Raw genomic sequence first — 13899 nt, 5'->3', positions numbered from 1 at the left:
ATCTGACAGAGATCAAATGTGGGAGCTGGCTTGCCTGCGAAGGCATCGACTCGGTGTGCCTGAATCACCGAGTTGACTGGATCGCAGGCAAGCCAGCTCCCACAGGGGATGGTATTTCAGGTTCAGGATGGGGCGTGTTCCGGGCGCTGTTGGCGCTGCGCCACCCAGTAGTCCACCAGCTCGCGCAGCTGCGACAGCTCCACCGGCTTGGCCATATGCCCGTCCATGCCCGCCTGGCGTGCGCGTTCTTTGTGTTCCGAGAGAATGTGCGCCGTGAGCGCCACCACCGGCGTACGCACGCGTTGGTGGCTCACTTCCCACGCCCGCAGTTGCTGCGTGGCCGAGAAACCATCGAGGATCGGCATCTCGCAGTCCATCAAGACCAGGTCATAGCGCTGGGCTTTCATCGCTTGCAACGCTTCTTCGCCGTTGCTGGCGGTGTCTGGGTTGAGGTTGAGCTTGCCGAGCATGCCGCGAATCACTTTGGTGGAAATGCTGTTGTCTTCGGCCACCAGGATGCGGAAATCGCTGGGCACGGTGATGGCGGCCGGTGCGCTGGGGGCCGGGCGTGCCACGAGGGCACCTTTGCTGCGCTGGGTCAGTTCATCGGCCAGGGTGGTCTTGAGGGTATAGCCCGCCACCGGTTTGGCGAGGATGCGCTTGATCCCGCAGTTGCGCGCAATGATCTTGCTCGGTGCGTTACTGATGCCGGTGAGCATGATCAGCAGGATGTCGTGGTTAAGGCTCGGGTCTTCCTTGATCTTCGCCGCCAGTTGCATGCCGGTCATGCCGGGCATGTTCTGGTCCAGCAGCACCACGTCAAAGTAATCACGCAGGTGCGCCTTGGTACGTAACAGCGCCAGGGCCTCCTTGCCCGAAGGCGCGGCGCTGACGTTCAGGCCCCAGGCCGTGCATTGCTGCACCAGCACTTTGCGGCAGGTGTCGTTGTCGTCCACCACCAGCACGCGGGCGTCCTTGAGCGGGCCGTCGAGGTCGCTGGTCGGGTGCTCCAGGCGTTCCGGGTCCAGCGGCAGGGTCAGCCACAGGGTGCTGCCCTGGTGACTGCCGCTCTTGACGCCGAACTCGCCGTTCATCAACAGGATCAACTGGCGGGCGATGACCAGGCCCAGGTGGCCGCTCAAGCGCGTCGCCGACAGGAAGTTCTTGCTGTGCAGTTCGCTGTGCAGCAGGGCGTCGCGTTCGGCAGCTTCCATGGGCACGCCACTGTCTTGCACGGCAATGCGCAGGCGCGGCTTGGTGCTGCGCTCATCCAGGGCGACAACGATCAGCACTTCGCCTTCATCGGTTTTGTGCAGGGCGTTTTCCAGAAGGCTCAGTAAAGCCTGGCGCAGTCGCGTCGGGTCACCGCTGATCACCCGTGGCACCTGGGGCTGGATGAAGCTGATCAGCTCGACATTCTGTTGCTCGGCCTTGGCGCGGAAGATACTCATGCAGTCGTCGATCAAGGCATTGAGATCGAACTGCACATCATCGAGTTCGATCTGGCCGGATTCGAGCTTGGAAATGTCGAGAATCTCGTTGATCAGGGTGAGCAACTCGTTACCGGCGCTGTGGATGGTCTGCACATAGTCGCGTTGCTTCACCGACAGGGGAGTGCCCAGCAGTAACTCGGTCATGCCCAGCACGCCGTTCATGGGGGTGCGGATTTCGTGGCTGATCTTCGCCAGGAACTCGGCCTTGGCGGCGATTTCGGCGTTGCTGGCCGCCAGGTCGCGGCTGAGGCTGAAGCGGGTTTCGACAATGGCGCGCTGGCGCTCGCCGAGGGCCAGGCTCATCAGTAGGCCGCTGAGGCAGATAAAGCTCAGCAGGGTGACGATCAGGCCTTGTGGCGCCACCAGGGTGAGGCCGAGCAGGGCGGGCAGGATGATCAGCGTGCCGATGTTGAACACCACCATGGCCGCCACGAACAGGCGCGCCGGGCGGTAACCTTTTTGCCAGTGATAGGCCGAGACAAACAGCATGCTCAGGCCTGCCAGCGCGACCAGGGCATAGGTGATGATGTTCAACGGCAAGGTGTTGACGAACAACAGCAGCAGGCCGCACAGGACGATCAGCAGGATGTCGGCCATCAGCACTTTGTTCAGCGGGTGCGGGCCCAGGGGCATGAAGAAGCGGTAGGCAAACATCAGCCCGCAGGGTGCGGTCAGCAACAGGGCCAGGTAGGCGCCAGGGGTCTGGATCGCGTGCCAGTTCGGCAGCCACGGCCCCACCAGGTTGAGTAGCAGCGCCAGGCTAAGCATCAACAGGAACTCGCACGCGGCCAGCCACAGGCTACTGCGCGAGCGGTGGTAGGCGAAGCGCGTGAGGTTGTGCAGGATCAGCATCGACAGCACGCCGAACAGCAGGCCGTAGATCAGCGTCTGGTTCTGGTTGGCCGCGGCCAGCACTGCAGGTTCCAGAGTGATGTAAGGGCGCAGTTCGTGTTCCGAGACCAGCCGCAGGTACACCTCCAGAGGCTGTTGGCTCTGGGGCATCGGTAACATGAAGTCACTGCTGGGCAGCGGGCGCTCAGCCTGGGGTTGGCGAGTGCCGGTGATTTGTTGCTCCACCAGGGTGTCGCCGTCCAGCACGTACAGGCTGAGGCTGGACAGGTCCGGGGCGAAAACCCGCAGCACTTGTTCGTGCTTGCCGGGCTGCAACCTGAAACGCACCCACAACGCACCGTCCGGCTGCGCGGCAGTGATGCGGTTCAGTTCGATGGGGCTGAATTGATTGGTATAGCGGGCGGAACGGATGTCGCTCAGTTGCAGGTCGGCCTGTTCATCAAGCAATACCGCCCAGCCACTGCCTTGCGCGGCGGCCTGGGCCGGTAGCAAGCAGAGCAAAGTCAGCAGGCTGATTGTGAAACCTATGGCGATCCTGAGCCAGCGCACGGCGAAATCCCTTCGGTAGTTGGATGCACGGGTTAACTATGCGCGGGGCGACAGGGTACGGCAAGGGCCAAAGGCCCTTACCTAACCGAACGGATAGCTACTGCAAGTGTAGCTGCTCAGTTGTTCTCGCCGCGTTCGCGGGCAATGGCACGGTAGCCAATGTCGGTGCGGTAGAAGCAGCCCTTCCAGTCGATTTTCGCCGCCAGTTTGTACGCCTGTTGTTGCGCGGCATCGACACTGGCACCCATCGCGGTGGCGCACAATACGCGGCCACCGGCGGTTACAACTTTGCCGTCCTTGAGCGCGGTGCCCGCATGGAACACCTTGCCTTCCAGCGCAGCGGCAGCGTCGAGGCCTTCGATCGCATCGCCCTTGGCGTAGTCGGCAGGGTAGCCACCGGCCGCCAGTACGATGCCAACGCTCGGGCGTGGGTCCCATTGTGCTTCGACCTTGTCCAGGGCCTGGGCGAGGGCGGCTTCTACCAGCAGCACCAGGCTCGATTGCAGACGCAGCATCACCGGTTGGGTTTCCGGATCGCCGAAACGGCAGTTGAACTCGATGACTTTGGGGTTACCGGCTTTGTCGATCATCAGGCCGGCGTAGAGGAAACCGGTGTACACGTTGCCTTCATCGGCCATGCCACGCACGGTTGGCCAGATCACCAGGTCCATGACGCGCTGGTGCACGTCGGCGGTCACCACCGGCGCCGGGGAGTAGGCACCCATGCCGCCGGTGTTCGGGCCGCTGTCGCCGTTGCCGACGCGCTTGTGGTCCTGGCTGGTGGCCATCGGCAATACGTTCTTGCCGTCGACCATCACGATAAAGCTGGCTTCTTCGCCGTCGAGGAATTCCTCGATGACCACGCGCGAACCGGCGTCACCAAAAGCATTGCCGGCGAGCATGTCGCGCACGGCGTCTTCGGCTTCCTGCAGGGTCATGGCGACAATCACGCCTTTACCGGCAGCCAGGCCATCGGCCTTGATCACGATTGGTGCGCCTTTTTCACGCAGGTAAGCCAGGGCCGGCTCGATCTCGGTGAAGTTCTGGTAATCGGCCGTCGGGATCTTGTGGCGAGCCAGGAAGTCCTTGGTGAAGGCTTTCGAACCTTCCAGCTGGGCGGCGCCAGCGGTAGGGCCGAAGCAATCCAGGCCACGGCTGCGGAACAGATCGACGACGCCAGCCACCAGCGGCACTTCCGGGCCGACGATGGTCAGGGAAACATTCTTCTCGGCAAAATCTGCTAATTGCTCCAGGGCCAGCACGTCGATGGCGACGTTTTCGCACTTGGCTTCGATGGCGGTACCGGCGTTGCCGGGGGCCACGAAGACTTTCTGCACGCGTGGGTCCTGGGCTACTTTCCAGGCCAGGGCGTGTTCACGGCCACCGCTGCCAATGATCAAAACATTCATTTCAAAAACCTCGTTAGGATGATCGTTCCCACGCTCTGCGTCCGAGGGACGCGGAGCGTCCCTGGCTGCGTTCCCACGCGGAGCGTGGGAACGATCAATCAGTGGCGGAAGTGGCGCATGCCGGTGAAGACCATCGCAATGCCCGCTTCATCAGCGGCGGCGATGACTTCTGCATCACGCATCGAACCGCCCGGTTGGATCACGGCGGTCACGCCGGCTTTTGCAGCGTTGTCCAGGCCGTCACGGAACGGGAAGAATGCATCGGAAGCCATCACCGAACCCACCACCTGCAAACCGGCGTGCTCAGCCTTGATCGCGGCGATACGTGCCGAGTTCACACGGCTCATCTGGCCAGCGCCGACACCGATGGTCTGGCGGTTCTTGGCGTAGACGATGGCGTTGGACTTGACGTACTTGGCCACTTTCCAGGCGAAGATCAGGTCGTTGATCTCTTGCTCGGTCGGCGCGCGCTTGGTCACGACTTTCAAGTCGTCGCTGCCGATCATGCCGATGTCGCGGCTCTGTACCAGCAGGCCGCCATTGACGCGCTTGTAGTCCCAGGCGGCGGCGCGGTCTGCCGACCACTCGCCACAGGCCAGCAGGCGCACGTTGGCTTTAGCAGCGACGATGGCGCGGGCTTCTTCGCTGACGCTTGGGGCGATGATCACTTCGACGAACTGACGCTCGACGATGGCCTTGGCGGTCTCGGCATCCAGCTCGCGGTTGAAGGCGATGATGCCGCCGAATGCTGATTCAGTGTCGGTGGCGTAGGCCAGTTCGTACGCCTGGCGGATACCGCCTTCAGCGTCCGGGCTGACGGCCACGCCGCACGGGTTGGCGTGCTTGACGATCACGCAGGCCGGCTTGACGAAGCTCTTCACACATTCCAGCGCAGCGTCGGTATCGGCCACGTTGTTGTAGGAGAGTTCCTTGCCCTGCAGTTGAGTAGCGGTGGCGATGCCCACTTCGGCCGGCTTGGCTTCCACGTAGAACGCCGCGCTCTGGTGCGGGTTCTCGCCGTAGCGCATTTCCTGGGCCTTGATGAACTGGCTGTTGAAGGTGCGTGGGAACTGGCTGCGGCCTTCGGTGCTCAAGGTTGGCGCCGCCTGGTTCACGGTGCCCATGTAGTTGGCGATCATGCCGTCGTAGGCGGCGGTGTGTTCGAACGCCTTGAGCATCAGGTCAAAGCGCTGGGCGTAGGTCAGGCCACCGGCCTTGAGGTTTTCCAAGACGCTGGCGTAGTCGCTGGCGTTGACCACGATGGCCACGTCCTTATGGTTCTTGGCTGCCGAGCGCACCATGGTTGGGCCGCCGATATCGATGTTTTCGATGGCGGTCGGCAGGTCGCAACCTGGCTTGTTGATGGTGGCTTCGAACGGGTACAGGTTAACGGCCACCAGGTCGATCGGCTTGATACCGTGCTCGGTCATGATGGCGTCGTCGATACCGCGACGGCCGAGGATGCCGCCGTGGATTTTCGGGTGCAGGGTCTTGACGCGACCGTCCATCATTTCTGCGAAACCGGTGTAGTCCGCGACTTCTACTGCGGCCACGCCGTTGTCCTGCAGCAGTTTGAAGGTCCCGCCCGTGGAGAGGATTTCCACACCCAGGGCTTCCAGCTCCCGGGCAAATTCGAGGATCCCGGTCTTGTCGGAAACACTGATCAAGGCACGGCGGATCGGCAGGCGGGTGGTCTGGTCGGTCATCTCAATTTCCATCAAAAGCAAAGGAAGTCAGCAAAAAAGGCGACCGGTTTTACGCGGGCGCCTTTCTGGTTTGATTGAATGCTTACAGCAAATCGTACTGCTTGAGCTTTTTGCGCAAGGTGCCACGGTTGAGGCCCAGCAGCTCACTGGCTTTGGTCTGGTTGCCCTTGACGTAGTTCATCACGCTTTCGAGCAAGGGCGCCTCGACTTCGGAGAGCACCAGGTTGTACACATCCGTGACGGAAGCGCCCTCAAGGTGGGCGAAATAATTGTGCAGCGCCTTCTCGACACTCCCGCGAAGGGTCTGGCCTTCTTCGCTCGGCGTGTTGAGGTGCTGTTTCAAATTGACGTTGTCGCTCACGGGTGTTGTTCCACTCACTAAAGTCTCGGTCATCATCGTCATGCGGCCACCCCTTCTCCATCCCCTGTTCCCAGGCTCTTGTCGCGTCCGGCGAAGAACTCACGAACGGTGGCGACCTGTGCCTGCGTTTCATCCAAACGATTGAACTGAGCGCGGAATTCCTTGGCGCCCGGCAAGGTGGCGAGATACCAGCCGACATGCTTGCGAGCAATGCGTACTCCCATCACGTCCCCATAGAAGGCGTGCAGGGCGGCCAGATGCTCTAGCAGAATACGTTCCACCTCGACCAACTCTGGTGCCGGCAAGACTTCACCGGTACGCAGGAAATGCTCGATTTCACGAAAAATCCACGGCCGCCCCTGGGCGGCCCGGCCAATCAACAAGCCATCGGCGCCGGTCGCGTGCAGCACGCGCCGGGCTTTCTCGGCACTGTCGATGTCGCCATTGGCAAAGACCGGCATCGACACGGCCTGCTTGATCGCGGCAATGGTGTCGTACTCGGCTTCACCGGTATAAAGGTCGGCACGGGTGCGGCCATGCACCGCCAGCGCTGTAATACCTGCCTGTTCAGCGATCTTCGCCACTGTCAGGCCATTCTTGTTGTCCCGGTCCCAACCGGTCCGAATCTTCAGGGTCACCGGCACATCCACTGCGCCGACAACGGCCTGCAGGATCTCGGCGACCAATTGCTCATCTTTCAACAGTGCGGAACCGGCGGCCTTGTTGCAGACCTTTTTGGCCGGGCAGCCCATGTTGATATCGATGATCTGTGCACCCAGCTCCACATTGGCCCGGGCTGCATCCGCCAGCATCTGCGCATCGCCACCGGCGATCTGCACCGAGCGTGGCTCGGGATCACCTTCGTGGATCATGCGCATCCGCGACTTGCGGGTGTTCCACAAACTCATGTCGCTGGTAACCATTTCAGAGACTACTAGACCCGCGCCCAAACGCTTGCACAGCTGACGAAAGGGCTGGTCGGTGACACCCGCCATCGGGGCGAGGATCAAGCCGTTTTGCAATGTGTATGGGCCGATGCGTACCGCCGACATAGGACTTCCCTGTTGTGGGGCCGGATCATTAGAGTTCGAAAAAGGGTTGGCATGATACCCGCTCTCGATGACGGGTTAAAGGCTGAATTGGATAAAATCTGAACAGTTACTTTTTTATCGCCATCGGTTTGGTCGACGGCGGCCAAGTCAATAATCCGCCGTCAAACCTCGGTGGGCACGCCGTTTCACTCGGGCGAATGGAAGCTCAGGCTGTAATTCACGGCTTTGTTGCCGGGGTCCAGGATGTCCAGGGAGATGTGGATCGGCGTCTGCGAGGGCATTTCGCTCACGCCGGCCAACTCGCCGCTCAGGTATTCGGCGGGCTTGAAGCGACGACTGGCAATCAGGCCGCCGTTCAGGTCCGCAAAGCGTAGCTCCAGCAGCGGGAAGGGCTGGGAGAAGGTCGCGCGGTTATAGAGGATGGCATCCACCACCAGCGCCCCGGCGAACTCGGGATGGCTGCGCACCACCAGGTTGCTGCTCTTGATATGGGTAATGTCGACCCGCGATGGCACGGTGCATCCCAGTTTCGGGCACAGCGCCTGGAACCACGGGCGGTAGGCATCCTGGCGGGCCAGGTCGTCGAATTGGTAGGCGATGTACTGGCCGGCCAGGCCTGCGGCGGCGAGCACTACCAGCACTATCCAGACCAGGCGGCGGCCCCAGCCTGACGGGCGCTTCTGTGCATACAGGTGCAGAGGGTCGTCTTCCAGGTCCTGGAGCAGCTCGTCGTGTGCGCCGGCCTCCGTTCTTGCGCGCTTGCGTCGCGCGAACGCGCGGTCTTCGGGTTCCGGCTCGTCGAGGGTGGGGGTCAGCGGCGGGTCGAGGTCGTCATCCACGGCGGTGGCGTGCAGCGCCGGTTCGTCATCGAGGTCGTCGGTGTGGGCCGACATGGACGGTTCGGTGCGCTGTTTGGACGCAGGAGCCTTGGCCGGCTCGGGCTCTTCTTCAGGTGCCTGGGTGCGCTCTTCGGGTGGCTCACTGAACAGGCTGGCCGCCCATTTTTCTTCCTCGGCCTTGACCGTATCGCGGCTGGCGCTGAAGGACTCTTCCTTTTGCCGACGGTCGGCACCTGGCTGGCGACGTTCTGCGCCCACGGCCTGGGTGTGCTGGATCTCGCGACGTTCCAGCCTGGCCAGTTCCTTGTCCAGGTTATCCAGGTCCAGCTCTTCGGCCGTCCACTGCTTCTGGCTGATGGCCCGTGGTGGTTCGGGCGGTGCTTCGCCAGTCGGTTCGACGGCCGGCTCGGCGGTGGACGGCACTTCAGGTTCCGGCGCAGACGCCTGGGCCCGTTGCTCCAGCAACTGGCGAGCGGCATTGAACACTTGCAGGCACGAGCCGCAACGCACCACGCCGCGGGCCACGCTCAATTGAGCGTGGTTGACGCGAAAGCGCGATTGGCAATGTGGGCACTGGGTGACGAAACTGTCGGTCATGCGGCCATCCGATTCAGGCAAGCGCTCATTCTAGCGCCGACGACCGCTGATGCGTACCCAGCCATCACGGTTGGCGATCGGGTCCAGCTCGAAGTCCTTGGCGTAGGCCGCCGCCACGTCTTCACCTTGCTCGGCCAGGATGCCCGACAGCGCCAGGCGCCCGCCCGGCTTGACCAGGCTCGACAGTTGCGGCGCCAGCGACACCAGTGGCCCGGCGAGAATATTGGCCACCAGTACGTCGGCCTGAACCTGGGGCAGGTCCTCAGGCAGGTAGAGTGGGAACTTGCCTTCGGCAATGTTGTTGCGCCCGGCGTTATCGCGGGAGGCTTCCAGGGCCTGCACGTCGATATCGGTGCCCACGGCCTCCTTGGCGCCCAGCAGCAGGGCGGCGATTGCCAAAATCCCCGAGCCGCAGCCGAAGTCCAAAACGTTGCTGTCGGTCAGGTCCTGGCCGTCCAGCCATTCCAGGCACAGGGCGGTGGTCGGGTGGGTGCCGGTGCCGAACGCCAGGCCCGGGTCCAGCAGCAGGTTGACGGCGTCTGGCTCTGGAGCGGCGTGCCAGCTTGGCACGATCCACAGGCGCTGGCCGAAACGCATGGGCTGGAAGTTATCCATCCAGCTGCGTTCCCAGTCCTGGTCTTCGATGACTTCGCTGTGATGCTCGGGCAGCGGGCCGCCGGTGAGCAGTTCCATATGGGCCAGCACGACGGCGGCGTCGGTGCCGTCTTCGAACAGGGCCAGCAAGTGGGTGTGGGACCACAGCGGCGTGGTATTGAGTTCCGGTTCGAAGATCGGCTGGTCTTCGGCGTCCATGAAGGTCACCGACACGGCGCCCACTTCGAGGAACGCGTCTTCGTAGGTTTCGGCTTGTTCTGGGCTGATGGCGAGACGGACTTGCAGCCAAGGCATGGCGGGCACCTTTGAATAAAATGAGTGTGCGGCGGGCTGGCCGCGAAAGCGCGCAAGTTTACGCGAGAGCAAGCCAGAAGACGACTGCGCCGACGATCGTTCCCACGCTCGGCGTGGGAATGCCGCCTCGGACGCTCCGCGTCCCGTTGTTAAGGCGTGGCGCGGAGCGCCACAAGAGGCGTTCCCACGCGGAGCGTGGGAACGATCAGGGGGCGGTGGCCCACAAACAACAAAACCGCCCGAAGGCGGCTTTGTTGGGTGGAGCACTTACTGGTTGGCCAGCTTGTGTTCCAGGTAGTGAATGTTCACACCACCTTCGCAGAAGCCTTCATCACGAACCAGGTCCCGGTGCAGCGGGATGTTGGTCTTGATGCCGTCGACCACGATTTCGTCCAGGGCGTTGCGCATACGGGCCATGGCCTCGTCGCGGGTCGCGCCCCAGGTGATCAGCTTGCCGATCAGTGAGTCGTAGTTGGACGGAACCTTGTAGCCGCTGTACAGGTGCGAATCCACACGTACGCCGTTGCCGCCTGGCGCGTGGAAATGCTTGACCAGGCCAGGGCTTGGGATAAAGGTTTTCGGGTCTTCGGCGTTGATGCGGCACTCCAGGGAGTGGCCGTGCATCTTCACGTCGTCCTGGGTGAAGGACAGCACGTTGCCAGCGGCGATGCTCAGCATCTCCTTGACGATGTCGATACCGGTGACCATCTCCGATACCGGGTGCTCTACCTGCACACGAGTATTCATCTCGATGAAGTAGAAACGGCCGTTCTCGTAGAGGAACTCGAAGGTACCGGCGCCACGGTAGTTGATGTCGATGCACGCCTTGACGCAACGCGCCAGCACTTCCTGGCGGGCTTTCTCGTCCAGGCCCGGTGCCGGGGCTTCTTCCAATACCTTCTGGTGACGACGTTGCAGCGAGCAATCGCGGTCGCCCAGGTGGATGGCGTGGCCCTGGCCGTCGGACAGTACCTGGACTTCCACGTGACGTGGGTTGGTCAGGTACTTCTCCAGGTAGACCATCGGGTTGCCGAACCAGGCGCCCGCTTCGGAGCGGGTCTGCTTGGCGGCTTCGATCAGGTCTTCTTCCTTGTGCACCACGCGCATGCCGCGACCACCACCGCCACCGGCGGCCTTGATGATCACCGGGTAGCCGACTTCGCGACCAATGCGCAGAGCGGTTTCTTCGTCTTCAGGCAGTGGGCCGTCGGAGCCTGGAACGGTTGGCACGCCGGCCGCGATCATGGCGTCCTTGGCCGAGACCTTGTCGCCCATCAGGCGAATGGTTTCGGCTTTGGGGCCGATGAAGGCAAACCCGGATTTTTCCACCTGTTCGGCAAAATCGGCGTTTTCCGCGAGGAAGCCGTAGCCTGGGTGGATGCCATCAGCGCCGGTCACTTCTGCCGCAGCGATGATGTTCGAGACTTTCAGGTACGAGTTCGTGGCCAGTGGCGGGCCGATGCAAATGCTTTCGTCCGCCAGCTTCACGTGCATCAATTCGGTATCGGCCGTCGAGTAAACAGCGACGGTCTTGATGCCCTCTTCCTTACAGGCGCGCAGGATACGCAGCGCGATCTCGCCGCGGTTGGCGATCAGGACTTTTTGCAGTTTCTTCGCAGGTTTCAACATCGAAGGCGCTCCGCGGTTCAAACGATGGTGAACAGCGGCTGGTCGTACTCAACCGGCTGACCGTTTTCTACCAGGATGGATTCAATGACGCCGGCTTTTTCTGCGGTGATGTGGTTCATCATTTTCATCGCTTCAACGATGCAGATGGTGTCGCCCACTTTCACGGTCTTGCCCACTTCAACGAAGGCTGGCGAGGTCGGTGCCGGGGTGCGGTAGAAAGTACCGACCATTGGCGACTTGACCACGAAGCCATTCAGCGCAGGCGCGGCTGGGGCGGCAGGTGCAGCGGCGGCGGCAGGCGCGGCAGCCGGAGCAGCAGCGGCTGGAGCCGGTGCTTGCATCTGTGGCGCGTAGAACTGTTGGGCCGGGGTCTTGCTGTGACGGCTGATCCGTACGGACTCTTCGCCTTCCTTGATTTCCAGCTCGTCGATACCGGATTCTTCCAGCAGTTCGATCAGTTTCTTAACTTTACGGATATCCATGAATCATCAACTCCCAAGGGTCGGTCAGGGGCGTTTAGCCTGTTCTTCAATGTGTTCCAGGGCGGCCTCCAGGGCCAGTCGGTAACCGCTGGCGCCAAGGCCGCAGATCACTCCTACCGCTACGTCGGAGAAGTAAGAGTGATGGCGGAAAGCTTCGCGTTTGTGCACGTTCGATAAATGCACTTCGATGAATGGGATGCTCACCGCCAGCAACGCGTCACGTAATGCAACGCTTGTATGCGTAAAAGCGGCGGGATTGATCAGAATAAAGTCCACGCCTTCGCCGCGCGCGGCATGGATGCGATCAATCAATTCATACTCGGCATTGCTTTGCAGGTAGAGCAAATGGTGGCCGGCTTCACGGGCCCTTTTTTCCAGGTCGAGGTTGATCTGGTCGAGGGTCACTGCCCCGTAGACGCCCGGTTCACGGGTGCCGAGCAGGTTCAGGTTGGGTCCGTGAAGAACCAGTAAGGTCGCCATTGGCTGTTCCTTGTTATTGGTGTGGGTGCGTCAGAACCCGGCGACTATGCCGCAAAGCCTTTGTGACTGTCCAGTTCTATGCAGTAGCCGGCACGATTAGCGAGGATTGCGCAAAATTTGTGACTGGGAGCCGGCATTTGGTCAGTGTGGGAGCTGATCGTGCCCACGCTCCGCGTGGGCACGCATCCAGTGATGCTCTGCGTCACGGCTTTAAAGCGGGACGCGGAGCGTCTGGGGCGACATTCCCACGCGGAGCGTGGGAACGATCAGCCAGCTCCCACATTGGATCGGGTCAGACGCGGAAGGCTTGCACGGCGGTAGTAAGCTGCCCGCCCAGCACCAGCAGGTGTTCGCCCTGGCTGCGACCCTGGCCAATACGCAGCAAATTATCCTCACCCAATTGATGAATCCGCTCACTGTTGTCGCGTATCTCGCTCACGGCGCCACTCTGTTGCGCGGTCACATCGGCAATGCGTACGGCGGTATCCGAGATGGTCTGGATCGCCCCGACGATCTCATCCAGCGCGCCATCCGCCGCCTGGGCTTGCTGGGCGGTGGCTTCGGCGTGTTCGACCTGGGCGCGCATGCCTTCTACCGACTGGTGCGCGGCGGTTTGCAGGCCGGCGATCAGGCCCTGGATTTCGGCGGTGGCGCCGGCGGTACGCTGGGCCAGGGAGCGCACCTCGTCGGCCACCACGGCGAAACCACGCCCGGCCTCACCGGCGCGGGCGGCTTCGATGGCGGCGTTGAGCGCAAGCAGGTTGGTCTGGTCGGCAATCGAGCGAATCACCGTGAGCACGCCGCCGATGGTGGCGGACTCTTCGGCAAGTTTCTCGATCATCTGCGCGTTTTGCTGCACTTCGCCCACCAGCGCATGCAGCCCGGTGAGGCTCAGGCCGATCACGCGCTGGCCTTGCTCCACGGCTTGGCCCGCACTGCGGCTGGCTCCGGCTGCCTGGCTGGCATCCCCGGCAACTTGCTGGATGGTGGCTTCCAGCTCGCCCAGGGAATCACGGATTTGCGCGGTGTCGCCGGCCTGGCGTTCGGCGCTGTCGTGCAGGCCGCTGCTCAGTTCGGCCAGGGCGCGGCTGCTGCCCGCCACTTCTTCGGCATTGCCACGGATGGTGCCGACCAGGTCCACCAGGTAGGCGCGCAGGCGGTTAAGGGAGGCCTCGATATCGTGCAGCTCGCGGTTGGTCTTGCCTAAGTCAATCGGTTGGCTGAAGTCGCCTTCGGCCCAGGTCGACAAGGCCGGCGCCAGGTTGGTCAGCACGCGCGCCAGGCGGCGCTGCAGGGTGTCGATCAGCAATGCGATCAGCAGGATCAGGCCAATCATCACACCCTGCATCACGCGTACTTCACCCTGAATCTTCGCGTGTTGCGCGCGCACCACGGGTTCGAGGCCGGCGATGGCGTGTTGCACGTTGGTGATTTTCAGGTGGGTGCTGGCGGCGAGGTCGGCGCGTTGCTGGATCTGCTCGCGGGTGCGCTGCAACTCGGCGGGGTAGCGGGTCAACAGGCTGTTGGGGTCGCGCTTGAGG

General features: G+C 62.3%; 10 protein-coding genes and 1 pseudogene. All 11 read right to left on the bottom strand.

Features of this window, described 5'->3' with window-relative positions; all coding sequences use genetic code 11:
• Nucleotides 1-122: 122 nt before the first annotated feature.
• The gene (locus tag GIW04_RS18815; RefSeq protein ID WP_003188166.1) at nt 123-2894 is read right to left on the bottom strand and encodes a hybrid sensor histidine kinase/response regulator; all 2772 of its coding nucleotides are present in this window, start codon (nt 2892-2894) and stop codon (nt 123-125) included.
• Nucleotides 2895-3010: 116 nt separating this feature from the next.
• Nucleotides 3011-4303, bottom strand: a complete 1293-nt coding sequence (gene purD / locus GIW04_RS18810; RefSeq protein WP_003188167.1) for a phosphoribosylamine--glycine ligase — start codon at nt 4301-4303, stop codon at nt 3011-3013.
• Nucleotides 4304-4401: 98 nt separating this feature from the next.
• Nucleotides 4402-6009 carry a bifunctional phosphoribosylaminoimidazolecarboxamide formyltransferase/IMP cyclohydrolase gene (gene purH / locus GIW04_RS18805; RefSeq protein WP_003188169.1) on the bottom strand — a complete coding sequence of 536 codons (1608 nt, stop codon included), beginning with the start codon at nt 6007-6009 and terminating at the stop codon, nt 4402-4404.
• Between the two features lie 82 nt (nt 6010-6091).
• Entirely contained in the window at nt 6092-6412 is a 321-nt protein-coding gene (gene fis / locus GIW04_RS18800) for a DNA-binding transcriptional regulator Fis (protein ID WP_002555375.1), read from the bottom strand.
• Nucleotides 6409-7422: a tRNA dihydrouridine synthase DusB gene (dusB, locus tag GIW04_RS18795; RefSeq protein WP_034126416.1), complete on the bottom strand. Its 1014-nt coding sequence runs from the start codon at nt 7420-7422 to the stop codon at nt 6409-6411. The genes fis and dusB overlap by 4 nt, the downstream gene beginning before the upstream one ends.
• A gap of 185 nt (nt 7423-7607) precedes the next feature.
• Complete coding sequence (locus tag GIW04_RS18790; RefSeq protein WP_120247964.1) at nt 7608-8858, bottom strand: DUF3426 domain-containing protein; 1251 nt, start codon at nt 8856-8858, stop codon at nt 7608-7610.
• 30 nt (nt 8859-8888) lie between these two features.
• Nucleotides 8889-9767 carry a 50S ribosomal protein L11 methyltransferase gene (prmA, locus tag GIW04_RS18785; protein WP_120247965.1) on the bottom strand — a complete coding sequence of 293 codons (879 nt, stop codon included), beginning with the start codon at nt 9765-9767 and terminating at the stop codon, nt 8889-8891.
• A 267-nt stretch (nt 9768-10034) separates the two neighbouring features.
• On the bottom strand, nt 10035-11396 hold the full coding sequence (accC, locus tag GIW04_RS18780) for an acetyl-CoA carboxylase biotin carboxylase subunit (protein ID WP_003188188.1): 1362 nt from the start codon (nt 11394-11396) through the stop codon (nt 10035-10037).
• Between the two features lie 17 nt (nt 11397-11413).
• On the bottom strand, nt 11414-11878 hold the full coding sequence (gene accB / locus GIW04_RS18775; RefSeq protein ID WP_003188191.1) for an acetyl-CoA carboxylase biotin carboxyl carrier protein: 465 nt from the start codon (nt 11876-11878) through the stop codon (nt 11414-11416).
• A 24-nt stretch (nt 11879-11902) separates the two neighbouring features.
• On the bottom strand, nt 11903-12358 hold the full coding sequence (gene aroQ / locus GIW04_RS18770) for a type II 3-dehydroquinate dehydratase (protein ID WP_003188192.1): 456 nt from the start codon (nt 12356-12358) through the stop codon (nt 11903-11905).
• A 292-nt stretch (nt 12359-12650) separates the two neighbouring features.
• Nucleotides 12651-13166 (bottom strand): annotated as a pseudogene (locus tag GIW04_RS31540) (methyl-accepting chemotaxis protein); the annotation flags it as partial.
• Between the last annotated feature and the right edge of the window lie 733 nt (nt 13167-13899).

Source organism: Pseudomonas sp. PA-4-8C (assembly GCF_021606625.1).
GTDB lineage: Bacteria > Pseudomonadota > Gammaproteobacteria > Pseudomonadales > Pseudomonadaceae > Aquipseudomonas > Aquipseudomonas lactis.
This window is presented reverse-complemented; position numbering and strand designations above follow the sequence as displayed.

What these genes read in the sequence shown, in the direction of transcription:
- purD (WP_003188167.1), bottom strand. Translation starts at nt 4,303, where the DNA reads ATGAATGTTTTGATCATTGGCAGCGGTGGCCGTGAACACGCCCTGGCC.
- purH (WP_003188169.1), bottom strand. Translation starts at nt 6,009, where the DNA reads ATGACCGACCAGACCACCCGCCTGCCGATCCGCCGTGCCTTGATCAGT.
- fis (WP_002555375.1), bottom strand. Translation starts at nt 6,412, where the DNA reads ATGACGATGATGACCGAGACTTTAGTGAGTGGAACAACACCCGTGAGC.
- accB (WP_003188191.1), bottom strand. Translation starts at nt 11,878, where the DNA reads ATGGATATCCGTAAAGTTAAGAAACTGATCGAACTGCTGGAAGAATCC.
- dusB (WP_034126416.1), bottom strand. Translation starts at nt 7,422, where the DNA reads ATGTCGGCGGTACGCATCGGCCCATACACATTGCAAAACGGCTTGATC.
- accC (WP_003188188.1), bottom strand. Translation starts at nt 11,396, where the DNA reads ATGTTGAAACCTGCGAAGAAACTGCAAAAAGTCCTGATCGCCAACCGC.
- GIW04_RS18790 (WP_120247964.1), bottom strand. Translation starts at nt 8,858, where the DNA reads ATGACCGACAGTTTCGTCACCCAGTGCCCACATTGCCAATCGCGCTTT.
- prmA (WP_120247965.1), bottom strand. Translation starts at nt 9,767, where the DNA reads ATGCCTTGGCTGCAAGTCCGTCTCGCCATCAGCCCAGAACAAGCCGAA.
- aroQ (WP_003188192.1), bottom strand. Translation starts at nt 12,358, where the DNA reads ATGGCGACCTTACTGGTTCTTCACGGACCCAACCTGAACCTGCTCGGC.